The sequence below is a fragment of the Streptomyces lusitanus genome (assembly GCF_042647945.1).
Lineage (GTDB): Bacteria > Actinomycetota > Actinomycetes > Streptomycetales > Streptomycetaceae > Streptomyces > Streptomyces pseudogriseolus.
On the sequence record NZ_JBHRWL010000007.1, the window covers coordinates 382,335 to 407,053 of the forward strand.

The 24,719-nt window shown below is 73.7% G+C and carries 21 protein-coding genes and 1 pseudogene; 12 read left to right on the forward strand and 10 right to left on the reverse strand.

Translation table 11 applies throughout. The features are described 5' to 3' along the window. Position 1 precedes the first annotated feature (1 nt). The 3 genes from ACFOSY_RS13600 to ACFOSY_RS13610 form a co-directional block, all read right to left on the reverse strand. Positions 2-2,224: an NHLP family bacteriocin export ABC transporter peptidase/permease/ATPase subunit gene (locus ACFOSY_RS13600; RefSeq protein ID WP_394307036.1), complete on the reverse strand. Its 2,223-nt coding sequence runs from the start codon at positions 2,222-2,224 to the stop codon at positions 2-4. Beyond that, positions 2,221-3,027, reverse strand: a complete 807-nt coding sequence (locus ACFOSY_RS13605) for an HlyD family efflux transporter periplasmic adaptor subunit (RefSeq protein ID WP_394307037.1) — start codon at positions 3,025-3,027, stop codon at positions 2,221-2,223. Before ACFOSY_RS13605 ends, ACFOSY_RS13600 begins: the two co-directional genes overlap by 4 nt. 147 nt (positions 3,028-3,174) lie before the next feature. Beyond that, entirely contained in the window at positions 3,175-3,390 is a 216-nt protein-coding gene (locus tag ACFOSY_RS13610; protein WP_093769112.1) for a type A2 lantipeptide, read from the reverse strand. Positions 3,391-3,963: 573 nt separating this feature from the next. Between ACFOSY_RS13610 and ACFOSY_RS13615 the strand changes: the two genes are divergently transcribed. Further along, entirely contained in the window at positions 3,964-5,259 is a 1,296-nt protein-coding gene (locus ACFOSY_RS13615) for a S1 family peptidase (protein ID WP_394307038.1), read from the forward strand. Between the two features lie 503 nt (positions 5,260-5,762). On the opposite strand, the gene ACFOSY_RS13620 is transcribed toward ACFOSY_RS13615, so the two are convergent. Continuing rightward, a complete protein-coding gene (locus ACFOSY_RS13620; RefSeq protein WP_449343580.1) occupies positions 5,763-7,901 on the reverse strand; it encodes a SpoIIE family protein phosphatase in 2,139 nt (712 codons plus the stop codon). 265 nt (positions 7,902-8,166) lie between these two features. Here ACFOSY_RS13620 and ACFOSY_RS13625 point away from each other — a divergent pair, with 265 nt between their 5' ends. The 4 genes from ACFOSY_RS13625 to ACFOSY_RS13640 all read left to right on the forward strand — a co-directional run bounded on the left by ACFOSY_RS13625 (position 8,167) and on the right by ACFOSY_RS13640 (position 12,000). Continuing rightward, positions 8,167-10,614 carry a SpoIIE family protein phosphatase gene (locus ACFOSY_RS13625; protein ID WP_394307040.1) on the forward strand — a complete coding sequence of 816 codons (2,448 nt, stop codon included), beginning with the start codon at positions 8,167-8,169 and terminating at the stop codon, positions 10,612-10,614. Positions 10,615-10,686: 72 nt separating this feature from the next. Then, a complete protein-coding gene (locus ACFOSY_RS13630; RefSeq protein WP_394307041.1) occupies positions 10,687-11,106 on the forward strand; it encodes a CBS domain-containing protein in 420 nt (139 codons plus the stop codon). 108 nt (positions 11,107-11,214) lie between these two features. Next, on the forward strand, positions 11,215-11,385 hold the full coding sequence (locus ACFOSY_RS13635; RefSeq protein WP_369160767.1) for a hypothetical protein: 171 nt from the start codon (positions 11,215-11,217) through the stop codon (positions 11,383-11,385). A 114-nt stretch (positions 11,386-11,499) separates the two neighbouring features. Then, positions 11,500-12,000 (forward strand): metallophosphoesterase family protein, encoded by a 501-nt coding sequence (locus tag ACFOSY_RS13640; RefSeq protein WP_394307042.1) that lies wholly within the window; start codon positions 11,500-11,502, stop codon positions 11,998-12,000. 189 nt (positions 12,001-12,189) lie between these two features. On the opposite strand, the gene ACFOSY_RS13645 is transcribed toward ACFOSY_RS13640, so the two are convergent. Continuing rightward, entirely contained in the window at positions 12,190-13,443 is a 1,254-nt protein-coding gene (locus ACFOSY_RS13645; RefSeq protein WP_394307043.1) for a YncE family protein, read from the reverse strand. A gap of 172 nt (positions 13,444-13,615) precedes the next feature. Between ACFOSY_RS13645 and ACFOSY_RS13650 the strand changes: the two genes are divergently transcribed. Beyond that, positions 13,616-14,332: a TetR/AcrR family transcriptional regulator gene (locus ACFOSY_RS13650; RefSeq protein ID WP_394307044.1), complete on the forward strand. Its 717-nt coding sequence runs from the start codon at positions 13,616-13,618 to the stop codon at positions 14,330-14,332. Between the two features lie 7 nt (positions 14,333-14,339). Here ACFOSY_RS13650 and ACFOSY_RS13655 read toward each other — a convergent pair. The 3 genes and pseudogenes from ACFOSY_RS13655 to ACFOSY_RS13665 form a co-directional block, all read right to left on the reverse strand. Continuing rightward, positions 14,340-14,543 (reverse strand): annotated as a pseudogene (locus ACFOSY_RS13655) (nuclear transport factor 2 family protein); the annotation flags it as partial. Between the two features lie 44 nt (positions 14,544-14,587). Further along, entirely contained in the window at positions 14,588-15,493 is a 906-nt protein-coding gene (locus tag ACFOSY_RS13660) for an SDR family oxidoreductase (RefSeq protein WP_394307045.1), read from the reverse strand. Positions 15,494-15,522: 29 nt separating this feature from the next. Continuing rightward, positions 15,523-16,536 (reverse strand): alcohol dehydrogenase catalytic domain-containing protein, encoded by a 1,014-nt coding sequence (locus ACFOSY_RS13665; protein ID WP_394307046.1) that lies wholly within the window; start codon positions 16,534-16,536, stop codon positions 15,523-15,525. A gap of 162 nt (positions 16,537-16,698) precedes the next feature. Here ACFOSY_RS13665 and ACFOSY_RS13670 point away from each other — a divergent pair, with 162 nt between their 5' ends. Beyond that, complete coding sequence (locus ACFOSY_RS13670) at positions 16,699-17,625, forward strand: LysR family transcriptional regulator (protein WP_394307047.1); 927 nt, start codon at positions 16,699-16,701, stop codon at positions 17,623-17,625. Here the strand turns inward: ACFOSY_RS13670 and ACFOSY_RS13675 are convergent. Continuing rightward, positions 17,588-17,953, reverse strand: a complete 366-nt coding sequence (locus ACFOSY_RS13675; RefSeq protein ID WP_394307048.1) for a nuclear transport factor 2 family protein — start codon at positions 17,951-17,953, stop codon at positions 17,588-17,590. The two genes, ACFOSY_RS13670 and ACFOSY_RS13675, sit on opposite strands and share 38 nt — an antisense overlap. A gap of 146 nt (positions 17,954-18,099) precedes the next feature. Continuing rightward, complete coding sequence (locus ACFOSY_RS13680) at positions 18,100-19,854, reverse strand: ABC transporter ATP-binding protein (protein ID WP_394307049.1); 1,755 nt, start codon at positions 19,852-19,854, stop codon at positions 18,100-18,102. A 142-nt stretch (positions 19,855-19,996) separates the two neighbouring features. Here ACFOSY_RS13680 and ACFOSY_RS13685 point away from each other — a divergent pair, with 142 nt between their 5' ends. From ACFOSY_RS13685 to ACFOSY_RS13705, 5 genes are all read left to right on the forward strand, one after another. Further along, a complete protein-coding gene (locus ACFOSY_RS13685; RefSeq protein ID WP_394307050.1) occupies positions 19,997-21,082 on the forward strand; it encodes an S-(hydroxymethyl)mycothiol dehydrogenase in 1,086 nt (361 codons plus the stop codon). Then, entirely contained in the window at positions 21,082-21,711 is a 630-nt protein-coding gene (locus tag ACFOSY_RS13690; protein ID WP_394307051.1) for an MBL fold metallo-hydrolase, read from the forward strand. The genes ACFOSY_RS13685 and ACFOSY_RS13690 overlap by 1 nt, the downstream gene beginning before the upstream one ends. 197 nt (positions 21,712-21,908) lie before the next feature. Then, on the forward strand, positions 21,909-22,823 hold the full coding sequence (locus ACFOSY_RS13695; RefSeq protein ID WP_394307052.1) for an SDR family oxidoreductase: 915 nt from the start codon (positions 21,909-21,911) through the stop codon (positions 22,821-22,823). Positions 22,824-22,906: 83 nt separating this feature from the next. Beyond that, complete coding sequence (locus tag ACFOSY_RS13700; protein ID WP_394307053.1) at positions 22,907-23,704, forward strand: SDR family NAD(P)-dependent oxidoreductase; 798 nt, start codon at positions 22,907-22,909, stop codon at positions 23,702-23,704. A gap of 167 nt (positions 23,705-23,871) precedes the next feature. Continuing rightward, complete coding sequence (locus ACFOSY_RS13705) at positions 23,872-24,567, forward strand: L,D-transpeptidase family protein (protein WP_394307054.1); 696 nt, start codon at positions 23,872-23,874, stop codon at positions 24,565-24,567. The last annotated feature ends 152 nt before the right edge of the window (positions 24,568-24,719 follow it).

Genomic DNA, 24,719 nt, shown 5'->3' on the forward strand with positions numbered 1-24,719 from the left:
CTCATCGCTCCCTGACCAGCGCCGCGTACGCGCCGCCGCGCGCCACCAGCTCCTCGTGCCGTCCGCGCTCCACGACCGTGCCCTGGTCCAGGACCACGATCTCGTCGCTGTCGCGGACCGTGGACAGCCGGTGCGCGATCACCACGCACGCGCAGCCGCGGCGGCGCAGGTTGTCCATCACCACCAGCTCCGTCTCGGCGTCCAGCGCGCTGGTCACCTCGTCGAGCACCAGGATGCTCGGCCGGCGCACCAGCGCCCGCGCGATCTCCAGACGCTGGCGCTGACCGCCGGAGAAGTTCCGGCCGTCCTGCTCGACCGGGCTGTGGATGCCGCCCGGACGGCGCACGATCACGTCGTACAGCGCCGCGTCCTTCAGCGCCTCGACCACGGCCTCGTCCGGGATCGACGGGTCCCACAGCGCCACGTTGTCCCGCACCGTCCCCTCGAACAGGAACACGTCCTGGTCGACGAACGACACGGACGCGGCCAGCGCCCCGCGCGGGATGTCCTCGATGCGCTGCCCGTCGATCCGGATCACGCCCTCCCACGGGGTGTAGAGCCCGGAGATCAGCCGTGACACGGTCGACTTGCCGCTGCCCGAGCCGCCCACCAGCGCCACCTGCCGGCCCGGACCCACCGTCAGGTCGAACCCGGTCAGCAGCGGCTTGTCCAGCGGGTTGTAGCCGAAGGTGAGGTTCTGCAGCTCCACATGGCCGTGCAGCCGCCGGGTCGACTCACCGGCGCCCGGACGCCCGTACAGCGGGTCCGCCCGGAAGTTCTCGACGTCCTTCAGCCGGGCCACGTCGGCGGCGAAGTCCTGGATGCGGCCCGCCACCCCGTTCAGCCGGGTCAGCGGCGCGGTGAACCGGGCGACCAGCGCCTGGAAGGCGACCAGCAGACCGACCGAGATGTGCCCCTCGACCGCGCGCATGCCGCCGATCCACAGGATCAGCGCGCTGTTCAGCGTGGCGAGCGTCGGCGCGACGACGCCGAGCCACGCGCTCGGCACCCCGAGCCGCTGCTGCTCCTCCAGCGTGGTGGCGTGCTGCCCGGCCCACTTCCGGAAGTAGCCGTCCTCCCCGCCGGTCGCCTTCAGCGTCTCGATCAGCTGGAGCCCCGTGTACGCGGTGTTGGTGAGCCGCGCCGTGTCCGCGCGCAGCTTCGCCGTGCGGGTGGCGCGCAGCCGGATCACGATCCGCATCGCCAGGATGTTCAGCAGCGCCACCCCGATCCCGACGAACGTGAGCTGCGGGTCGTACGTGTAGAGCAGCACCGCGTACAGCACCACCACCACCGCGTCGACGCCCGCCGCCGACAGGTCGCGGGCCAGCGTCTCGGCCACCGCGTCGTTGGACTGGAGGCGCTGCACCAGGTCGGCCGGGCTGCGCTGGGAGAAGAACGTCACCGGCAGCCGCAGCAGATGGCGCAGGAAACGCGCGCTGGACAGCGTCGACGAGATCAGCCGGCCGCGCAGCAGATTGGCCTGCTGGAGCCAGGTCAACAGCAGGGTCAGCAGCACACAGGCGCCCATCGACGTGAACAGCACGTCCAGCATCGACGTCTGCTGCCCGATCAGGAACTCGTCGATGAAGGTGCGGCTGAGCCCCGGCACCGCCGCGCCCACCGCCACCAGCAGCAGACTGGTCAGCACCACGGCGGGCATGGTGCCCGCGGTGCCGCGCAGCCGGGCCGGCATCGCGCCGAGCACGCCCGGCCTGCGCCCGCCCCGCGTGAAGTCCTCGCCGGGCTCCATCACCAGCACCACGCCGGTGAAGCTGCCGTCGAACTCCTCCAGCGGCACGAACCGGCGCCCCTTGGCGGGGTCGTTGACGTACACCCCGCGGCGGCCGAAGCGGCGGCCCATGCCGTCGTAGACGACGTAGTGGTTGAACTCCCAGAACAGAATCGCCGGCGCCGTCACCTCGGCGAGGGCGGCCAGGTCCATCTGCATGCCCTTGGCGGTCAGCCCGTAACTGCGGGCCGCCTTCAGCAGGTTGCTGGCGCGCGAGCCGTCCCGCGAGACGCCGCACGCGATGCGCAGCTCCTCCAGCGGCACATGGCGGCCGTGGTGGCCCAGCACCATCGCGAGCGAGGCGGCGCCGCACTCCACGGCCTCCATCTGAAGCACGGTGGGCGTGCGGACCGTCTTCGCGCGGGACCTGGGCACCTTGCGGCGGGGCGGGGCGGCACGGCGTCTGCCGCGGGTCTCCTGTGCGGTGCTCACGGCAGCAGCCAATCCACGGGACGCCGGCTGGCCAGCCGGATGGAACCGCTGGCCAGCGTCATCGACGTCAGCTCGAACGGCGGGCCCTGGGCCGACGACCACACGTAGCCGCTCTCCGTGCTGTCGGAGCGCTTGAGCTTCACGGTGACCGCCACGGGCCTGCCGTCCCGGGTGAACTCCTCGCCGAGCTGGGTGTCGCCGAGGAACGCGGCGATCTGCCGCGGGGACTGGGCGGAGCGGTCCACCTCCGTCACCTCGCCGCGCAGCACGCCGTACTCCTGGCTCGGCACCGACTGCACCGTCAGGTCGACGGAGGCGTGCGCGGGGATGCCGGCGGCCTTCTGCGCGGGGACGTACACGGTCGCGTACAGGGGGGAGCCGGCGCCGCGCACCTTTTCCACCGCGGCGACGTCCGCGCCGGTCGAGATGATCTGCCCGGCGCTCGCGGCGAGCGCGGTGACCCGGCCCGCCTGAAGGGTGCGCACGGTCCGGTCGCCGTCCGGTGTACGGACCTTGAGCACGGGGGAGTTCGCCGGCAGCCGCTCGCCCTCGCGCGCGAGCACGGCGACGACCTGACCGGCGACAGGACTCTGCAGGATGTAACTGCCCTGCCCGTAGGTGAGGACGGCGGGCGCCTGGACCGTGGAGGTGACCGAGCCGGTCAGCGCCCACACGGACGCGGCGGCCATCGCGATCACGGTGACGGACAGCACCAGCCAGCCCTGCGGGCGGGCGAAACGCACCGGCAGGTCGAGTTCCTCCGGCGACTGGAGCTTGGCGAGGGCCTGTTGGCGGAATTGCACGGGTCTTCCCTCACCTGGGTGAACTGTGCGACGTGACGGAAGGGGCGCCTCGGTCCGCGGGGCCCGCGGACCGGGTGGGGCTGTGGACGCACCACAGAGTCCCGGAGCCGGGGAACGGCTCCGGGACTCGGCGGAACAAGGGCGCGATCAGAGACCGGCGACCAGGTTGGTGACCGGGGCCGTGTTCAGGCCGGTGACACCCTCGACGGTGCCGACGGCCGTGTCGACCAGGCCGGAAACCGGGGCGATGCCGTCCAGGGCGCCGGTGAGGGTGTTCACGGCGTTCACGGACAGACCGCCGGAGACGGCGTCGAGCTCGGTGTCGGAGATCTCGACGGTCTCGACCTGGGGGGTGGAGTTCATGATGGAACTTCCCTTCGTATGGACTTTCACAAGGGGGGAGCGGCCCCCCTCTGGGGACAGATGAAGGCCGCGACCGCGGGCGCTCCGAGCGCCCGTCGCCGGGAGCCCGGAACGGCCTTGCGGTGCGATGGATCAAAGCACGCGGCCACCGGCCGCTTCCAATCCCTCACCCGCCTCACCAGGCAACTTGCGCCCACCAGGCCCCCAAGCGTGCAGACGAGGGCACGGCTCGGCGGCGAGTTCTTCACATGGGCCACCGCATCGACGCATCCGGCCACTTGCGCCCCCCTGGCCGGAATGCGACACACCGGCCCCAAAGGCGTGTCCCGGATAGGCGTCCTGTGAACGGACGACGGGTCAGGTGACCGGGTTGGGCATTCGCTGTGCAGATTCGCCGAAGCCGGGATTCGAGCCGGCACCGTACACCGAGTGTGTGCGTCCTGTGGCACACGGTGAGCGTTCTGGCTGCGCTGAACACTCCTCAACTCCCTTGCGTACCAACGACCGTCCAGGCGCCCCGAACAGCCGCCGGACGGCGGCACGACTCCGGTCCCCCACAGGAGGTCGAGAAGTTTGAGTCACAAGCGAATCCCGAAGCGCAAGGCCGCGATAGCGGTGGGCGGTGTGGTGGCCCTCGGCGCCGCCGCGATCCTGCTCCCCAGCGCCAACGCGTCACAGGACGGCGCGCCGGACGACGTCGCGGCAGCGCCCAGGACCCTGAAGGCGGGCGACGCCTCGGACCTCGCCACCCGGCTCGCCGGCACGCTCGGCGACGCCTACGCGGGCGCCTGGTACGACGGCGAGGAGAAGCGGCTCGTCGTCAACGTGGTGCGCGGCGAGGGCGACATGGCCCTGAAGGTCCGCAGCGCGGGCGCGGAGGTCCGCGAGGTCGACAACAGCATGGCCGAACTCGAGGCCGGCGCGGGCACGTTGAAGTCGGAGGCGACCATCCCGGGCACGTCCTGGGCGGTCGACCCGCGCACCAACAAGATCCTCGTCACCGCGGACAGCACGGTCACCGGCGGCAAGTGGGACCAGCTGGAGTCCACCGTCGAGAGCCTCGGCTCCGGCATGGCCACCCTGAAGAAGTCCGAGGGCACCTTCCGTACCTTCGTGTCCGGCGGCGACGCCATCTTCGCGGGTGGCGCCCGCTGTTCGCTCGGCTTCAACGTCACCGCGGGCGACGGCAGCCCGGCGTTCCTCACCGCCGGACACTGCGCCGCCGCCGGCGACGCGTGGTCCGACCAGCAGGGCGGCCAGCCGATCGCCACGGTCGACCAAGCGCTGTTCCCCGGTGACGGCGACTTCGCGCTCGTCAGGTACGACGACCCGGCCACCGAGGCGCCGAGCGAGGTGAACGTCGGCGGCCAGACCGTCCCGATCGTCCAGGCCGCGGAGGCCACGGTCGGCCAGCAGGTGTTCCGCATGGGCAGCACCACCGGCCTCGCCGACGGCCAGGTGCTCGGCCTCGACGCCACGGTGAACTACCCCGAGGGCACGGTCACCGGACTCATCCAGACCAATGTGTGCGCGGAGCCCGGCGACAGCGGCGGCTCGCTGTTCACGCAGGACGGCTTGGCCATCGGCCTGACCTCTGGCGGCAGTGGCGACTGCACGGTGGGCGGCGAGACGTTCTTCCAGCCTGTCACCACGGCGCTGGAGGCGGTGGGCGCGACGCTCGGCGACGGCGGAGCGGGCGCGGGTGACGGTGGCGCGGGCGCCGGTGAGGAGGCGGGCGCCGGTGCTGATGACCAGGCCGTCGGCCAGGACGCCGGTGCGGAGCAGGACGGCGGGGATGGCGACCAGGGCGTCCAGGAACAGTCGGGCATGGGCTCGGGCCGCCACTCGGGGCTGACCCGGACGCACTGACCCCGTGCGCGTGAGGCGCCTGAAGGGGCGCGGGGAACTGCGCGACCGGCCCCGTGCGGCCCGCACCCGGCGTACAACAGCTCCCGGCACCCCGGTGGCCGTTGGGGGGTGCGGCGCGGGCCCGCTGGAGGGGTGCCGCCTGCGCCCACCCGTGCCGCCCCAGCGGCACGACTGCCCGCAGCCGGCAGGGGCGCGGGGAACTGCGCGATCAGCCCCGTGCGGCCCGCACCCGGCGTGCAACAGTGCCCGGCACCCCGGTGGCCGTTGGGGGGTGCGGCGCGGGCCCGCTGGAGGGGTGCCGCCTGCGCCCACCCGTGCCGCCCCAGCGGCACGACTGCCCGCAGGCGGCAGGCGCCTCAGGGCCGGCACCCCGGTGGCCGTACGGGGGTGCGGCGCGGGCCTGCGGCAGGCGCCTCAAGGGGCGCGGGGAACTGCGCGACCGGCCCCGTGCGGCCCGCACCCGGCGTGCAAGAGTGCCCGGCACCCCGGTGGCCGTACGGGGGTCAGCGCGAGGTGGACCGCAGCAACAGCACCGCCGTGTCGTCCAGCCGGTCCGCCGCATGCGGACCGTGCCGGACCAGCGCGTCCGCGAGGTCGTCCAGCGGCAGATCGCCCAGCTCGCCCAGCCGCCGGCACAGCTCGGCGAGGGCGTCCTCGAAGTCGACGCCCGGCGACTCCACCAGGCCGTCGGTGTACAGCACCAGCAGCGAACCGGGCGGCAGCTCCACCTCCGTCGACGGGTACGCCGCCGCACCGTCGATGCCCAGCAGCGGGCCGCCGGCCAGGTCCAGCACCCGCACCCGGCCGTCGGGGCGGCGCAGCAGCGGGGGCGGATGCCCGGCCCGGGACATCACGGCCCGCCCCCGCGAAGGGTCGAGCCGCAGGTACAGACAGCTCGCGAACAGCTCGGCGCCCAGGTCCAGCAGCAGCCGGTTGGTGCTGCGCATCACCTCGTCCGGCGTCTGCCCCACGGCCGTGTACGCGCGTACCGCCGTGCGGACCTGGCCCATCAGCCCGGCCGCCGTCACGTTGTGCCCCTGCACGTCCCCGATCACGGCCGCCGCCACCCCCTGCGTCGGCACCAGGTCGTAGAAGTCGCCGCCGATCTCCATGCCCCGGGTGGCGGGCAGGTACCGGGCGGCGGCCTCGATGCCGTCCAGCGCGGGCAGGGTGTGCGGCAGCAGCGCCTCCTGGAGCCCGTGCGCGAGCCGGTGCTTGACGTCGTAGAGCATCGCCCGCTCCAGCGCCTGGGCGATCAGCCCCGCCAGACTGGTCAGCACCGCCCGCTCCTCCGTCGCGAACCGGTGCGGCGCCCCGTACGACAGCACGCACGTCCCCACCGGGCGGCCCGAGGCGATCAGCGGCAGGTACGCCCACGCCGAGAACTCCGAGGGGTGCGTCTGCAACGCCGGGTACAGCCGCTCCAGCTCCTCCCGCGACTCGAAGAAGGCGGGCACCCCGGTGCGCAGCACCTGACCGCCCGGTGTCGGCTCGGACAGCGGCAGCCCGTCGAACCGCTCCACGACCAGCGGGTCCGCGTACCCGCGGTGCCCGAGGACGCGCAGCCGGCCCGCGCGGGAGCCGAGGACCACCAGCCCCTGGCCGCCCACCGCCGGCACGATCTCGTCCGCGACCAGCTGCACCACGTCCTGCACCCCGACCGCCTCGGTCAGCGCCCCGGCCAGGCCGAGCACCTGGGTGATGGTGACCAGCCGCTCCCGGGCGGCGCCCGGCGGGGGAGCCGCACGGTTCATCTCCGTCACCGCGCGCGCCCTGCTGATCCGCATGCTGAGGCCGGTGGTGCTCGGGTACAGCCGGAAGGACAGCCAGGCGTCGGGCGGCCGCAGCGCGACGAACGACGTGACGTGCTGACTGAACAGCGCCGCCCGGTACCGGTCCTCGTACACCGGGTCGTTCAGCCACGGCACCGCCGCCCACAGGTGCCTGCCCAGCAGCCCGTCGGACGCGACGCCGAGCAGCTCGGACGCGGCGGCGTTGGCGAACGCGACCCGCCCGTGCAGATCGAGCGAGCACAGCCCGTACGGCAGCCGGGCCACCATCCGGGCCGCCTCCACCGAGCCCAGCGACCCGGCCACCCCGCCCACCACCGGCGCAGCCAGCAGGTCCGGCTCGGGCGCGAGCGGCAGGCTGTGCTCGGCGGCCCGCTCCAGCCGCACCGCGAGCCGGTCGCAGGCCGCGGTCAGGTGCTCGCGCTCCCAGTCGGACAGCTCCGGCGGGTGCGAGCCCGGCCAGGTCACGAAGACCGCCCCGTACGTCTTCGCCGCCGTCGCCACCGGCAGCGCGGCCAGGGCGAAGGGATAGGGGAGGACCATGGCGATCCGGGGGTAGCGAAGCGCCATCTCCTCCTCGCCGGACACCCACACCAGACGCCGCTCGCGCACCGCGGTGGAGACGGGGATCGGCGCGCTCACCCCGATGCGCTCCCACGGCGCGGCGAAGGCCCGGGGCAGCCCCGCCATCACCGCCATCTCCAGCACGGCCTGGTCGGGGGAGAGGAGGTACACGGCGCCGGAGTGGGCGTGGACCTCGTCCATCAGCGCCGCCAGCGTCAGCGACAGCAGCGGACGGCCGACGGGGGCGCGCGTGCGCGCGGACGCCTGTCCCTCGGACACGCCGACCACCTCCTCGTTCGGGCCGCACCCTGCACGTACCCCGATCCGCGGCCGTGAGGCTCGCCCGTCCCCGGCGGACCCCGTGACGCCCGGCCGGCCCCGGTCACGCACCGTGACGGCCGCGCGAACCGGGCGCAGTCGCGGCCACGCGAACCACGCACCGCCGCGGGCACCCGATCCGCGCGCCGGGCGCACACCCCGCGTGGGCGGCGGCGCGGCACCTCCGCGCGCCGTTCGCGCACAGGGGCTGCGCCCGTGTCCCTTTGGCGCTGTAATGGCCAACGTGGTCGGTGAGGGCGCTGCGGGACGCAGCACGAGAACGCTGCGCGCCGAAGGCGCCCTGGGCGCGCTCGCGGCCGACCCCCACGCGCCCGACCGGCTGCGCCGCATCCTGGAGCAGGCCCTGGTCTTCGCCGGGGCCGCGTTCGCCGGCTTCTACACCCTCGGCGAGGACGGCGAGCTGCTGTGCCTGGCGGAGGCCGCCGGGGTGCCGCGCACCCTGTGCGGGGTGCGCGACTGCTACTCCGCCGCCGGCCGCGGTCCGGTCGCCGAGGCGCACCGCGGACGCGCGGTGTGGCTCGGCCCGGAGGACCTGGCCGCCCAGTCCCAGTCGCGGCGCACACCCCGCCGGGAGTTCCACCTCGCCGCCCTGCCCGTGCGCCACGACGGCGGCGGCTGTCTGCTCGCGGTGAGCGAGCGGCCCGGTGGCTTCGACGCCGACGACCGGACGTGCCTCGCCCTCGTCGCCGACGCCGTCGCCTTCCCCGCGCCGCCCGTCACCGCCGAGGGTGCGGACCTGCCGCCGGGCGGCTTCACCCTCGCCATGGACACCGGCCGGCTCCGGGTGCACGACGACGTCCTTGACCTCTTCGGACTCGACCCGGACGACTTCGACGGGCGGGTGGAGACCCTGCTGGGCCTCGCCGTCCCGGAGGACCTGCCCTCGCTGATGTCCGTGGTGGAGGCCGACCACATGACCATCGGCGACCGCGAGCTGGAGTTCCGGGTGCTCCAGCCCGCCGGCTCTCCCCGGTGGCTCCGGCTGCGCGGCCGGCTCGAGCACGGCGGTGAGGGACACCCGGCCCGCCTCGTCGGCACCGTCGCCGACGCCATCTCGCTGCGCGCCGACGTCACCGACGTGGCCCGGGTGCAGCGCCTGGCCGCCGCCCTGTCCACCGCCGTCACCGTGCGGGACGTCGGCAAGGCCGTGGTCGCCGCGCTGCGCCGCCCGCTGCGCGCCGACCGGATCGCGCTCGCCGAGCTGGAGAGCGACCGGCTGGTCGTCACCGTCCTCGACCCGCCCGAGCCGGAGGCGTGGCCGCAGGTGTGGCGGTCGGAGTGGCGCACCGAGTGGCCCGACGCCCCCGTGCGCACCATGCCGACCCTGGCCGCGGCGCTGCGCGAGGGGCGCCCCGCGACATGGCCGGCCGGCTCCCCGCTCGAACCGGCCCTCGCCGAGGTCGGCCCGGGCGGTCTGGCCGTGCTGCCGCTGCCCGCCGGCAACCGCATGGCCGGCGCCTGCCTCGTCGGCTGGGACGCGCCGCACGACATCGGCGCGGACGAGCGCACCCTGCTCACCGCCGCCGCCAACCTGGCCGGGCAGGCCCTGACCCGGGCCCGCGCCTTCGACGCCGAGCACGAGCTGGTCGGCATGCTCCAGCGGCAGCTGCTGCCACGCCGTCTGCCCCGGCTGCCGGGCGCGGTCGCCGTCGCCCGCTACCTGCCCAGCACCGCGGGACTGGAACTCGGCGGCGACTGGTACGACGTCATCCCGCTGCCCGACAACCACGTCGCCCTCGTCATCGGGGACGTGCAGGGCCACAGCGCCGGCGCCGCCACCCTCATGGGGCAGATGCGCACCGCCCTGCGCGCCTACGCCGTCGAGGGCCACCCCCCGGACGTGGTGGTCTCCCACGCCAACCGGCTCCTCGTCGACCTGGAGACCGACCTCTTCGCCACCTGCGCCTACGTCGACGTCGACATGGAGGCGGGCGCCGCCTGGTGCGTGCGCGCCGGGCATCTGCCGCCGGTGCTGCGCCACCCGGACGGACGCACCGAGATCGCGGAGGCGGAGGGCGGGCCGCCGCTCGGCGTGGTGCGGCAGTGCGAGTTCCCCATGAGCCCGCTGCGCCTCCAGCCCGGCACACTCATCGCCCTCACCACGGACGGCCTGGTCGAGACGCCCGACTCCGACATCGACGCGGGCATGGAGCGGTTCGCCCGGCAGGTGGCCGCCTCCGACCCCGCCGACCTCGGGCCGGTGGCGGACGCCCTGCTCGGCAAGGCGCTCCGCAGCGACGACGTGGCGCTGCTGCTGATGCGCTACGACGGCATGGACACCCGCCCGCTGCGGGAGAGCTGGACCGTGTGGCGGGTCCCGCAGGCGGTCGGGCACGCCCGCCGCTTCACCCGGCGCACGCTGCGTTCCTGGGGCGTCACCGAGGAGATCGACGCGCCGCTGCTCGCCGTGTCCGAGCTGGTCACCAACGCCCTGGTGCACACCGACGGCAAGGTCCGCCTCGACCTCACCCTGATCGGCGACCGACTGCGCCTCGCCGTCGCGGACGCCTCGCCGCGCTCGCCGGTGCGGCCCACCAGCATCGGCTGGGAGGCCACCGGGGGCCGCGGCATCCTCCTCGTCGAGGCGGTGTCGGCGGCCTGGGGCACCCTGCCGGTCAGCGGCGGCAAACAGGTCTGGGCGGAGTTCACCGTACGGCGCTGACGGACGGCAGGGTTCGCCCTCCGGCGGGTACCCGGTCCCCTCACCCGGGACAGCCGAGGGAAGGTGCACGCCATGACCCAGTACGTCCGCGACATCATGACCGCCGCGCCGGTGACCGTAGGACCGCAGACCTCCGTCGCGCAGGCCGCCCGCCTCATGCGGGACCACGACCTCGGTGCCGTGCTGGTCACCGACGACGGCCGGCTGCGGGGGCTGGTCACCGACCGGGACCTGGTGGTGCGTTCGGTCGCCGAGGGCGTCGACCCGGAGGAGACCACCGTGGTCCGCGCCTGCAGCGAGGACCTGGTGACCGTACGGCCTGACGACGAGGTGGACCTCGCGGTGCGGCTGATGCGGGAACACGCCGTGCGCCGCGTCCCGGTGGTCGACGGTGAACACGCGGTCGGCGTCCTGTCGTTGGGGGACGTGGCGATGGAGCGCGACCCGGACTCCGCCCTCGCCGACATCGCCGTCGCCCGCCCGCACACGTGAAGTCACCTTGTCCTCGAGCGAGTCGTACGTCTTCCATTGCGCGGGGTTTGACCGGCGCGGCACCGGGGACCCGGCCCGCCGGTGACCGTGGAAGGAAGATGATGTGACGTGATCACGAAGAGCACCGACACCCCCCGGACCCGGCGTCCGGAGACCGGCTGGGCCCGCGCACGGCGACTGCGCGACCAGGAGCCGCTGCGGACCTGCCTGCCGGCGGTCGACCGGCACACCACGCCGGCCGCCTGGGCCGAGGAGAACATCGTGCGGGGCGAGGACTGACCCCCGCAGGGGGCCACGCCGCCCTCTCGCCGTCACCGGGCCCGCATCCCCAGGGTGCGCGGCCCGGCGGCGTGCGAGCCTCCCTGACCGCACCCGGCGTCTAGGCTGCGAACCGTGCGTCTGCTCCTGATGTCCGACACCCATCTGCCGAAACGCGCCAAGCAGCTCCCCGGGCCGCTGCTGGAGGAGATCCCCCGTGCCGACATCGTCGTGCACGCGGGGGACTGGGTCGACACCGGCACCCTCGACCTGCTGGAGAGCCGCAGCCGCTCGCTCCTCGCCGTGTACGGCAACAACGACGGCCCCGCGTTGCGCGCCCGGCTGCCGGAGGTGGCCCGCGCGGAACTCGGCGGGCTGCGCCTCGGGGTGATCCATGAGACCGGCCCCGCGCAGGGGCGGGAGAAGCGGTGCGCCGCACGCTTCCCCGACCTGGACGTACTCGTGTTCGGGCATAGTCACATCCCGTGGGACACCACGGCTCCCACGGGACTTCGTCTGCTCAATCCGGGGTCCCCGACGGATCGCCGCCGGCAGCCCCACTGCACCTATATGACCGCCGCGATCACCGACGGCCGGCTCACGGAGGTGGCCCTCCACCCGCTGCCGCCGCGCTGACGGTCCGGGCCGCTTCGCCTCGGTGGAAACGGCCCGGGCGCTGCGAGTAGATGCGACTCTTCCACGGACCTCCTTCCAGCGATCGGAGGTGATACGTGGCGACTACCCGTACCCGCCGGGCTCACACACCTCGCACGGAATTTCCGGCGTTCCGGCGCCGACGGCACCCGCCGGCGCCGGAACGGCGGGTCAGCCGGCCGACGGGCCGGTCCAGCCCTCCCGCACGTGCCCGAGACGCACCCGCTGCGGGTGGTCGCCGACCGGGACGGACACGGTCTTCTCGCCGGTCGCGAAGTCGATCGCGGTGACCCGGTCGGCGCCGCTCTCGGAGACCACGCAGGACTCCCCGTCGCCGCTGACGGTCGCCCAGTACGGCTTCGAGGCGGGGACCAGCGGACCGTGCTCGAAGGTGTCGCGGTCGACGACGGTCGCGTAGTCGTCCATGGTGCCCGCCACGCACAGCTTGGCGCCGTCGGGCTTCATGGTGATGCCGTGGTGGCGCGAGTCGTTGACCCAGGTGGTGCGGTCCTCGCTGGTGTCCGGGTTCTTCGGCAGGGTCTTGACGCGGCTGATCCGGTCGGTGGCGACGTCGTACTCGAAGAAGCCGTTGAAGAACGACACCTGGAAGTACAGCTTCGACTCGTCGGGGGAGAAGGCGGCGGGGCGGACCGCGTCGGAGTGGTCCGCGAAGCCGGCCGCGTCCAGCCGCTCCCGCATGTCGATCACCTTGACCTGCTCGAACGTCCGGGCGTCCGTGACGGTGATCTTGCGGTCGCCCTTCGTCCAGTCCAGCCAGGGCGCGTCCAGGTCGGTGTTCACCTCGCCGATGGACATGTTCCAGATGTACCGCCCGTCGCGGCTGAACACGTTCTCGTGCGGCTTGTCGCCTGTGGTGAACCGGCCGGCCTCCTCGCCGGTCTCGATGTCCAGGACGTGCACGGTGTTGGAGGTCGAGGCGGAGACGGCGACGCGCGTGCCGTCCGGGGAGACCGCCATGTGGTCCGAGCGGTAACCGGAGACCGGGAAGCGCCAGTTGACCCGTCCGGTGGCCAGGTCGAGGGAGACGACGTCCGCGAAGCTGGGCCGGGAGACCACCACCGAGGTGCCGTCCGGGGTGGAGTACATGTCGTCGACGAACTGGTCGTGGCCCTCGCCGACGGTGTTGCGGATGGCCATGAAGTAGATCCAGCGGATCGGGTCGGCGTTGATCTCGGCCATCCGCTGGTCCTTGTCGGGGATCACGTTGATCCGGCCGATCCGCCCGAAGTCACCGCCGGACTCGATGACGTCGGCGGTGCCGTCCCAGTTGTTGCCCACGAACAGCACCTCCCGCAGGTCCGCGGAGGGGGCCTGTCCGGCGGCGCCCGCGACGGCGCCGGGGGCGGTGAGGGTCAGGGCGACGGCGGCGGCGAGGGTGCACAGATGCCTGCTGCGGATCGGCATGGCGGGGTCTCCTCTGCGGTGGGGCGCCATGATCGGGACATGCCAAATGAGGGGAGAGGAATCTGAACAGGCGTGCTTTCAGATTGAACTTACTGAAAAGTAGGGACGGTCGGGGGTTCTCCACAAGACCGCGGACACGACAAAATTGCCGGGCGCGGGGAGAGGAGAACGGGTGGCGGGCAGACTGAGCGCACCGAGCGGCCGGTACGCCGGGAAGTCCGCCGAGGAGCGGAAGGCCGAGCGGCGCCGGCGCTTCCTCGACGCGGCCCTCGAACTCTTCGGCGCCGGACCCGGCTACCGCGCCACCACCGTCGCCGCCCTCAGCGAGGCCGCCGGGCTCTCCACCCGCCAGTTCTACGAGGAGTTCCGCACCCTGGAGGACGTCCTCGCCGCGCTGCACCTCCAGGTCAACGACTGGGCCGAGGCGGCCGTGCTCGCAGCGGCGGCCGAGACGGCGAACGCCCCTCTCGCCGAGCGCGCCACCGCGATCTTCCGCGCCTACGCCGCCGACGTCACCCGCGACCCGCGCCGCATCCGCATCGCGTTCGTCGAGATCATCGGGGTGAGCCCGCGCCTGGAGGAACAGCGGCTGGCCCGCCGCGCCCGCTGGGTCGACCTGATCTGCGCCGAGGCGGACGCCGCCGTCGCCCGCGGCGAGGCCGCGCCCCGCGACCACCGCCTCGCCGCGACCGGCTTCATCGGCAGCGTCAACGGGCTGCTGCACGACTGGAACGCGGGGTGGGTCGAGGCCACCCTCGACGAGGTCGTGGACGAACTGGTCCGCCAGCTCCTGGCGATCCTCCGCCCGCCGGGGACGCCGGGGACGCCGGGGACGCCGGGGACGCCGGGGACGCCGGGGACGCCGGGGACGCCGGCGCCGCCCGCCTGACGGCGTCTCAGCCGGCCGGTGCGAGGTCCCCCGCGAAGACGATCATCTGGTCGATCAGTCCCCGCCGGAGATGGACGACATCGGTCCCGGCGAGCCGGGGACCACCACCCGGAGTGGCGAACACCCACCGGTACCGGGCCCACTCGTCGGGCATGTCCACCCCCGAGCAGCGGACCATCGTGCCCGGCCCCGCCGGGTGCCGCCGGATGTCCGGGGCGGCGTCTGCATGCATGCACCCAGTCGTACCAGCCCGGCTCACGCCCCCGCCCGGGTCCGGGGGGTGAGGAGGCCGGTGAGGCCGATGCGGGCGTAGAAGTCGGCGCGGACCCGGTCGGCCATGTCGCTGACCTGCTCCGAGCCGTCGTCGGCGGGGTCGATCGTCACCCGGAACGGGCGCTCGCCCTTCGGCGCGTCCACGACCGCCGCGATCGTGCGGGCGACCTCGCCGGCGTCCGCGTCCGGCGGCGAGAGGGCCGCGAGCCGCTCGCCGACCTCGTCCATCAGGCCCGCGTACAGCTCGTCGTACGCCTCGGCCGTCGCCGTGTCCGCGGGGTGCATGGCGTGCGCGAAATGGTTGGTGCCGGAGGTGAAGGAACCGGGCACCACGATCGACGTGTCGATGCCGAAGCGCGACAGCTCGACGGCGTAGCTCTTCGCCAGGTGGTCCATCGCCGCCTTGGCGCCGAAGTACGGGGCGAGATACGGGGGCGTCCCGCCGAAGGTGCTGGAGGAGCCCACCCACACCAGCAGCCCGTCCCGGCGCCGGCGCATCTGCGGCAGTACCGCCCGGTTGACGCGCTGCGCGGACAGCACGTTGGTGTCGTAGATCTCGGCGAGCTGCTCGGGGGTGAACGCCTCGGCGGGGCCGAGCACCATGTGCCCGGCGTTGTGCACGACCACGTCGACGCGGCCCGCCTCCTCGGTGACCGTCACGACGGCCGCGTCCACCGACTCCTGGCTCGAGACGTCGAGTTCGACGGTGCGCAGGTCGACGCCGTGCTCCTCCGCGTACGCGCGGGCGTCGGCGACCGCCGGGGCGTTGCGCCCCGTGGTGTGCCGCATGCCGGCGTACACGGTGTGCCCGGCGTCGGCGAGGGCGCGGGCGGTCAGCGCGCCGAAACCGCTGGACGCGCCGGTGATCAGAATGACGTACGAGGACATGAGGTGCTCCGTCGGAAGGAGGGGCGGGGTCAGGGGAAGACGATGACGCTGCGGCCCCGGGCGGTGCCCGCGTCCATCGCCTCCAGCACGGCCGGGGCCTCGTCCAGGCCGATCGGCGTGACGTCCGGGAGGATGCCGTGGGCGGCCGAGAAGGCCAGGGTGTCGCGCAGGTCGTGCGGCGAGCCGGACGGGGACGCGCCCACCCGCAGCCGGTTCAGCACCATCGGCTGGGTCGGCAGCACCAGCGGCTCGGGACCGTACCCGCACAGCATCAGCGTGCCGTCCGGGGCGAGCCCGCCCAGCGTCGCCGCGGCCGCCTCCGTGGACGGGGCCGCGTTCAGCACGAGGTCCGCGCCGCCCGCCCACTCCTTGAGCGCCTTCGCCGGGTCCGACTCCTGCGCCGCGACGAACAGTTCCGCGCCGAGCGCCTTCGCCGCGTCCTCCCCGCGCCGGGACCGGCCCACCACGGCGACCCGCGCCCCGAGGGCCACGGCGTACCGCACAGCCAGCGCGCCCACGCCTCCCGCGCCCACCACGGCCACGCGGGAGCCGGCCCGCAGCCCGCCCTGGCGCAGCCCGTTGAAGGCGGTCAGCCCCGCACACATCAGCGGCGCGGCGGCCACCGGGTCGAGCCCGTCCGGGAGCGGGGTGACGAACCCGGCCTTCATCAGCACGTACGGGGCGTAGCCGCCGTCGGCGACGATGCCGGTGATCACCTTGCGCGGGCACAGGATCTGGTCGCCGCGGACGCAGTAGTCGCAGTGACCGCACGAGTCGTACAGGAACTGCCCGCCCACGACGGCGCCGACCTCCGGGAAGGTGACGCCGGGGCCGCTGGCCGCGACCACGCCGGTGATCTCGTGGCCCGGCACCACCGGGAAACGGGCGAACGGGTAGTGGCCGCGCAGCAGATTCAGGTCGGTGAAGCAGACCCCGCACGCGGTGACCTTGACGAGTACCTCGCCCGGACCTGGTTCGGGGATCTCCAGGTCCTGGAGGGCGAGCGGGGCATGGGCCCCTACGGCGACGGCGGCACGCATCATGACGGACACTCCGTAAGAGGGGGGGGGACGGGCGGGCGCGGGATCGGTGGCGCCCGCGCTACGCACTCCAGCGTGACCTGGGCTTTCCCGCAGGTCCAATGCTTCCTTCGGCGCCTACGATGACGTCGGCGCATCGGTGCAGGCGGCAGGGGAGGCAACGGCATGGACGGCGGAGACACGGAACTGGACCTGCGCCGGCTGCGCTCCTTCGTCGCCGTCGCCGAACGGCTGCACTTCGGGCAGGCCGCGGCCGCCCTGCACGTCACCCAGCCCGCCCTGTCCCGGCAGATCCAGCAGCTGGAGCACGACCTCGGCGTGACCCTGTTCCACCGCAGCAGCCGCGAGGTCGCCCTGACGCCCGCGGGCGAGCAGTTGCTCCAGGACGCGCGGGATCTGCTGGCCGCCGCCCGCGCCGCGCGGAACCGCGCCCGGCGGATCGCGGCGGGCGAGGGCGTGCTCAAGGTCGGCTTCATGCTGAGCTCCGACATCACCGCGCCGCTGCACGCCTTCTCCGCGCGGGAGCCGCGGGTGCGCATCGAACTGGTCCGGCTGCGCTGGTGGAGCCAGTCCGCCGACCTCGTCGACGGCACCGCCGACGTCGGCTTCGTGCGCCTGCCCGTCGACGCCGGGCGGCTGCGGGTGCTGCCGCTGTACCAGGAGGGGCTCTGCGCCGTGCTGCCCGTACGGCACCCCTTGGCCGGCGAGGACACGGTCGGGCTGCGCGCCCTCGCCGACGAACCGCTGCTGCGCTACGCGGGCGCGTCCCCCGCGTGGTCCGCCGTGTGGAACGCCGACCCCCGCCCCGACGGCACCCCGTGGCTGCGGGGCCCGGACGTGCACGACATGGAGGAGATCCTGGCGTACGTCCGGGCCGGCAGCGGCGTGGTGATGGTGCCGGAGTCGGTCGCGGCGGTCTTCCCGCGCCCCGACATCGCCTATGTACCGCTCACCGACGTGCCGCCCGGCACGGTCGCGCTCGCCTGGGACGGCGAGCGCGCGTCCCCGCTCGTCGACACCTTCGTGGACGCGACGAGGTCGACGGCGGCGGATGTCACTCGTCCCACGCCTGGATCAGCACCTGCCCCGTGATCTTGCCGTCGCGCAGTGTCAGCATGGACTCCGAGAGCACCCGCATGCCGTCCGCGTAGCGGCAGCTCTCGCAGTAGGCGGCGTGATCGCCCTGCACCACGCACGCCTCCAGCGCGTGCGTCATGTCGCGGCTGTAGACGTCGTCCAGCATCGCGGCGATCTCGTCCTTGCCGTGCAGCACCTTCGGGTGGCTCGGCCCGCTGACGTGATCCACGACGCGCAGCTCCGCGTCGTCCGCGTAGAGCGACTTCAGCGTCTCCGGGGTGTCCGCCTCGATGCCCCGGCGCAAGGTGTCGGTGCCGAACACGGGCTGTGCCGCGGTCGTCATGATGACCCACCTCCTCGGAGGCCCTGGCCCACGGAACCGGGCCCTCGGGCCTCACCTACGAGCCTCCTCCCGGGGCCCGCCCGGGGCAAGCCCGGCGCCCGGCCGGCGGGGGGAGCGCCCCCGCGCGCCCCCGCGCCCCGCCCCGCTCAGCCCACCGTCGCCAGGAACTGCGTGGCCGCCAGCTCCGCGTACAGCGGGTCCGCCGCGACCAGTTCCCGGTGCGTGCCGACCGCGCGGACGCGGCCCGCGTCCATCACCACGATGCGGTCCGCCGCCGTCACCGTGGACAGACGGTGGGCGACCACCAGCACCGTCGTGGTGCGGGCGACGTCCGCCACGGTGTCCCGCAGCGCCGCCTCGTTCACCGCGTCGAGCTGGGACGTCGCCTCGTCGAGCAGCAGCAGACGCGGGCGGCGCAGCAGGGCGCGGGCGATGGCCACCCGCTGACGCTCGCCGCCGGACAGCTTGGTGCCGTGATGGCCGACGAGGGTGTCGAGCCCGTCCGGCAGCCGGGCGACCAGGCCGTCAAGGCGGGTCGTCTTCAGCACCCGCGCCAGCGTGCCCTCGTCCGCGTCCGGGTTGCCCAGCAGCAGGTTGTCCCGCAGGGAACCCGACAGCACGGGCGCGTCCTGCTCGACGTACCCGATCGCCGCCCGCAGCTCCGGCAGGTCCCAGTGCGCGAGGTCGCGGCCGTCGACGGTGATCACGCCGGACTCGGGGTCGTAGAACCGCTCGATGAGGGAGAACACCGTGGTCTTGCCCGCTCCGGACGGGCCGACGAACGCCGTCAGGCCCTGCGCCGGCACGGTGAACGTCACCCCGTGGTGGACGTACGGCAGGTCGTCGGCGTAGCGGAACCGCACGTCCGTGAAGGTGACGGCCGCGGGCGCGGCGCCGGGCGACGGCAACGCGGCGGGCGGCGCCGCCGGTTCGGCCGGCAGCCGCAGCGCCTCCTGGATGCGGGCGAGCGCGGCGCTGCCCGTCTGGTACTGCGTGACCGCGCCCACGACCTGCGAGATCGGCGACATCAGATAGAACACGAACAGCAGGAACGCCACCAGCGTCCCGATGTCGACGGCCCCGGTCGCCACCCGCGCCCCGCCCACCGCCAGCACCGTGATGAAGGCGAGCTGCATCGCGAGCCCCGCCGTGTTGCCCGCCGCGGCCGACCACTTGGCGGCCCGCACGCTCATCCGCCACGACTCGCGCGCCGCGTCGTGCAGCGCCCGCTCCTCCCGCGGCTCGGCGCCGGACGCCTTCACCGTGCGCAGCGCGCCCAGCACCCGCTCCAGCGACGCCCCCATCACGCCCACCGCGTCCTGCGCCTGCTTCGACGCCCGCCGGATCCGCGGCACGACCACCCCGAGCAGCGTCCCCGCCAGCGCCAGCACGCCGAGGGTGACCGCCAGCAGCACCGGCTCCACGTACCCCATCAGCGCCACGGTGGCGACCAGCGTCAGCCCGCCCGTGCCCAGCCCGATCAGCGAGTCGGTGGTCACCTCCCGCAGCAGCGTGGTGTCGGAGGTGACGCGGGCCATCAGATCGCCCGGCTCGGTCCGGTCCACGGCGGCGATCCGCAGCCGCAGCAGATACGACGACAGGGTGCGCCGTGCCCCGAGCACCACCGACTCCGCCGCGCGCCGCAGCACGTACGAACCGACCGCGCCCAGCACCGTGTTGCCGATCACCAGCGCCGACATCAGCAGCAGCGCCCCGGTGACGGCACGGTCGTGCGCGAGGTCGTCGATCAGCTCCCGGGCCACCAGCGGCAGCGCCAGCCCCGTCGCGCCGGTCGCCAGCGACAGCAGCGCGCCGCCCAGCAGCGCCCAGCGGTGCGGCCGCACGTACGACAGCAGCAGCCGCCAGGCGGGCGGGCCTGACCGGTCCTCGGTGATGCTCACATGCCCCCCTCGGCGTCGGACGGATGTTCAGGCTACGTCGCCGGGGCGGACGCACCGCACGGTGGGCGGCGGAGCCGATCATTCCCGCGTAGGGTCGGGGACGACGGGGGAGACGGACCCGGCCGACGAAGGAGTCAGCAGCATGGCGCAGGAAGTACGCGGCGTGATCGCACCCGGCAAGGACGAGCCGGTACGGATCGAGACGGTCGTCGTACCCGACCCGGGACCCGGCGAGGCGGTCGTACGCGTCCAGGCCTGCGGGGTGTGCCACACGGACCTGCACTACAAACAGGGCGGCATCAACGACGACTTCCCCTTCCTCCTCGGCCACGAGGCCGCGGGCGTCGTCGAGTCGGTGGGCGACGACGTCACCGACGTGGCGCCCGGCGACTTCGTGATCCTCAACTGGCGTGCCGTGTGCGGCAACTGCCGCGCCTGTCTGCGCGGACGCCCCTGGTACTGCTTCGCCACCCACAACGCCAAGCAGAAGATGACCCTGACCGACGGCACCGAGCTGTCCCCGGCGCTCGGCATCGGCGCCTTCGCGGAGAAGACCCTGGTCGCCGCCGGACAGTGCACCAAGGTCGACCCGGCCGTGGCCCCGCAGGTCGCCGGACTGCTCGGCTGCGGCGTCATGGCCGGCATCGGCGCCGCCATCAACACCGGCAACGTCGGCCGGGGCGACTCGGTCGCCGTCATCGGCTGCGGCGGCGTCGGCGACGCGGCGATCGCCGGCTCCCGGCTGGCCGGCGCGGCGAGGATCATCGCCGTGGACATCGACGACCGCAAGCTGGAGACCGCCCGCTCCATGGGCGCCACCCACACCGTCAACTCCCGTACGACCGACCCCGTCGAGGCGATCCGCGAGCTCACCGGGGGCTTCGGCGCCGACGTCGTCATCGAGGCCCTCGGCCGCCCCGAGACCTACCGGCAGGCGTTCTACGCCCGCGACCTGGCCGGCACCGTCGTCCTGGTCGGCGTCCCCACCCCGGACATGAAGATCGAACTGCCGCTCCTTGACGTCTTCGGACGCGGCGGCGCCCTCAAGTCGTCCTGGTACGGCGACTGTCTGCCGTCCCGCGACTTCCCTATGCTGATCGACCTCCATCTCCAGGGCCGCCTGGACCTCGGGGCGTTCGTCACCGAGACCATCCAACTGGACGAGGTGGAGAAGGCGTTCGAGCGGATGCACCAGGGCGACGTGCTGCGTTCGGTGGTGGTGCTCTGATGGCCGCCCGCATCGAACGCCTCGTCACCTCGGGCCAGTTCAGCCTCGACGGCGGCACCTGGGACGTCGACAACAACGTGTGGATCGTGGGCGACGACCACGAGGCCGTCGTCGTCGACGCCGCCCACGACGCCGACGCCATCGCCGAGGCGGTGGGCGGCCGGCGCCTGACCGCCATCGTGTGCACCCACGCCCACAACGACCACATCGACGCCGCCCCCGCCCTCGCCGAGCGCACCGGCGCCACCATCTGGCTGCACCCCGACGACCTGGGGCTGTGGAAGCAGACCCACCCCGACCGCGACCCCGACGCCTGGCTGGCCGACGGGCAGGTCATCGAGGCCGGCGGCGCCGACCTCACCGTGCTGCACACCCCGGGCCACGCGCCGGGCGCCGTCTGCCTGTACGACCCGGGACTCGCGACCGTGTTCACCGGCGACACCCTCTTCCAGGGCGGCCCCGGCGCCACCGGCCGCTCCTTCTCGCACTTCCCGACGATCATCGGCTCCATCCGGGACCGGCTGCTCACCCTGCCGCCCGACACCAAGGTGCTCACCGGCCACGGCGACCCGACCACCATCGGCGCCGAGGCCCCGAACCTGGACGAGTGGATCGCCCGGGGGCACTGAGCGGGACCTCCCTCCACGCGCCCGGACGCACCGGCGTCCGGGCGCGCCTGCCTCCGTGGGCGTCGGCGTCCGGGCGCGGCCGGGTGAACCCGAGGGCGTCCCGGGTGATCTTCATGGAAAAGGCGACAGAGGATGTCCGGCTTACCCGTCAGGATCTTCGTCGACGGACGGAACACGGGCACGGAAGGCCGGAGAACATGACACAGCCGTTGCGGGACAAGGTCGCGCTGGTGGCCGGGGCGACCCGGGGAGCCGGACGGGGCATCGCCGTGGAACTCGGCGCGGCGGGCGCCACGGTGTACGTCACCGGCCGCACCACCCGCGCCCGCCGCTCCGAGTACGACCGGCCCGAGACGATCGAGGACACCGCCGACCTGGTCACCGAGGCGGGCGGCCGGGGCATCGCCGTGCCCACCGACCACCTGGACCCGGCGCAGGTGAAGGCGCTCGTCGACCGGATCGCCGCCGAGCAGGGCCGCCTCGACGTCCTGGTCAACGACATCTGGGGCGGCGAGAAGCTCTTCGACTGGGAGGCGCCCGTCTGGGAGCACGACCTCGACAAGGGACTGCGGCTGCTGCGCCTCGCGGTGGAGACCCACGCGATCACCAGCCACCACGCCCTGCCGCTGCTGCTGCGCCACCCCGGCGGACTGGTCGTCGAGCTCACCGACGGCACCGCGGACTACAACCGCGACCACTACCGGGTCTCCTTCTTCTACGACCTCGCCAAGTCCTCCGTGCTGCGCATGGCCTTCGCCCTCGGCCAGGAACTCGGCCCCCGCGGCGCCACGGCCGTCGCCCTCACCCCCGGCTGGATGCGTTCGGAGATCATGCTCGACGAGTTCGGGGTGCGGGAGGACAACTGGCGCGACGCGCTGGAGAAGGAGCCGCACTTCGCCATCTCCGAGACCCCGCGCTACGTGGGCCGCGCCGTCGCCGCGCTCGCCGCCGACCCGGAGGTGGCCCGCTTCAACGGCGCGTCCCTGTCCAGCGGGAGCGTCGCCCAGGAGTACGGCTTCACCGACCTCGACGGCAGCCGCCCCGACGCCTGGCGCTACATGGTCGAGGTGCAGGACGCGGGCCGCCCGGCCGACGTCACCGGTTACCGCTGACCCACCGAGGCGCCGGCGGGACTCGGCGCGGGCGGGGCGAAAAGCACTTGCCGTGGTGATCGTCGTGGCGGCACCGTCGCCCCATGACGACGGACACAGGGCGATTCGCGGGGTACGGGGTTCTCGTCACGGGGGCGGCGCGCGGCATCGGCGCCGCCACCGCGGCTCGGTTCGCCGAGGAGGGCGCGCGCGTCCTGATCGCGGACGCCGACCCGGAGGCGGGGGAGCGCACGGCGGCGCGGCTGCGCGAGCGGGGACTCGCGGGGGAGGCCGTCGCCTGCGACGTGGCCGATGGCGCGTCGGTGGAGGCGGCGGTGGCCCACGCCGTGCGCCGCTTCGGCTCGCTGGACGTGCTGGTGAACAACGCCGCGCACTGCACCCCGGACGCGCCCCGCTTCGAGGACGAGCCGGAGGAGGAGTGGGCGGCGGACCTGGACGTCACCCTCACCGGCGCCTACCGCTGCTGCCGCGCCGCCCTGGCGCACCTGGAGGCGTCCGGGCGGGGCGCGATCGTCACCGTCGGCTCGGTCAACGGGCTCCAGGACTTCGGCAACCACGCCTACAGCGCCGCCAAGGCGGGCCTGATCTCCCTCACCCGCACCCTCGCCGGGCACGCGGGCCCCCGGGGCGTACGGGTCAACCTCGTCGCGCCCGGTACGGTCCGCACCCGCGCCTGGGACGGCCGCTCCGACGACCTGGCCGCGATCTCCGAGGTCTACCCCCTGCGCCGGGTCGGCGAGCCGGAGGACATCGCGGCGGCCGTGACCTTCCTCGCCTCCCGGGACGCCGCCTGGATCACCGGCGCCACTTTGGTCGTCGACGGCGGCATCACGGCCGTCAACAACGGCTTCCACCGGACCATGGACCACGACGGGCGGTGACCCGCTCCGCACCCCGGGTGGCGGCGCGTGACACGACTCACGCCCGGGGTGCCCGCCGTGTCGGACATAACGGTCCGGTCGCGCGTACAACCGATTTCCCCCGTTCGCCGTCTACCTGGCAGAGTGCGCGGGCCAGCGCACGTTTCCGCGGGAAAGGCAGAACGACCATGGGGGACATACGCAGACGGGGTGTCGTCGCCCTGGGGGTCACCGCTCTGGTGGCTCCGCTCACCCTCGCGCTCGGCGCGACGTCGGCGCAGGCCGCCAGTTGCACCACGTCGGCGGGGCCGTACCAGAAGAAGGTCGAGAAGTTCCTCGGCCGTCCGGTCGACGGCAAGCAGTCCGCCGCCGACTGCAAGGCCATCCGGGCCTTCCAGAACAAGCACGGCATCCGGCCCAACATCGGCTACGCGGGCCCCGTGACCTGGGGCGTGATGGACCTGATGAACAAGCAGAAGGCCGTCGGGAAGAACCCGAACAAAGCGGGCAAATGCCCCACCAGCAAAGGGCGCATCGCCTGCGTCGACCTCACCCTTCAGCTGAGCTGGATCCAGGACGGCAAGAAGCTCGTCTACGGCCCCGTCCCGGTCCGCACCGGGCGCAACGGCTACGAGACCCGCACCGGCCTGAAGAAGGTCTACTGGCGCAACATCGATCACGTCTCGACCATCTACGACGTGCCGATGCCGTACAGCCAGTTCTTCGACGGCGGCCAGGCGTTCCACTCGGTGGGCGTCAGCATGTGGAACCCGCCCGGCTCCCACGGCTGCGTCAACATGACGAAGACCGCCGCCAAGAAGTACTGGTCGCTGCTGAAGAAGGGCGACGACGTCTACGTGTACGGCCGCAAGCCGGGCACCTGAGGTCCCCTGGCGCCCGGCCCGCGGGCCGGGCGCTCCCGCATTCCCGCAAGGCCCCCTGGGGGTTCCCCCAGAGGTGTGAACTCGCCCACGTTGCACGGCAGATGGACGTGATCAGCGACACTGTCCGAATTGCCCGATGAGCGTGCGATTAC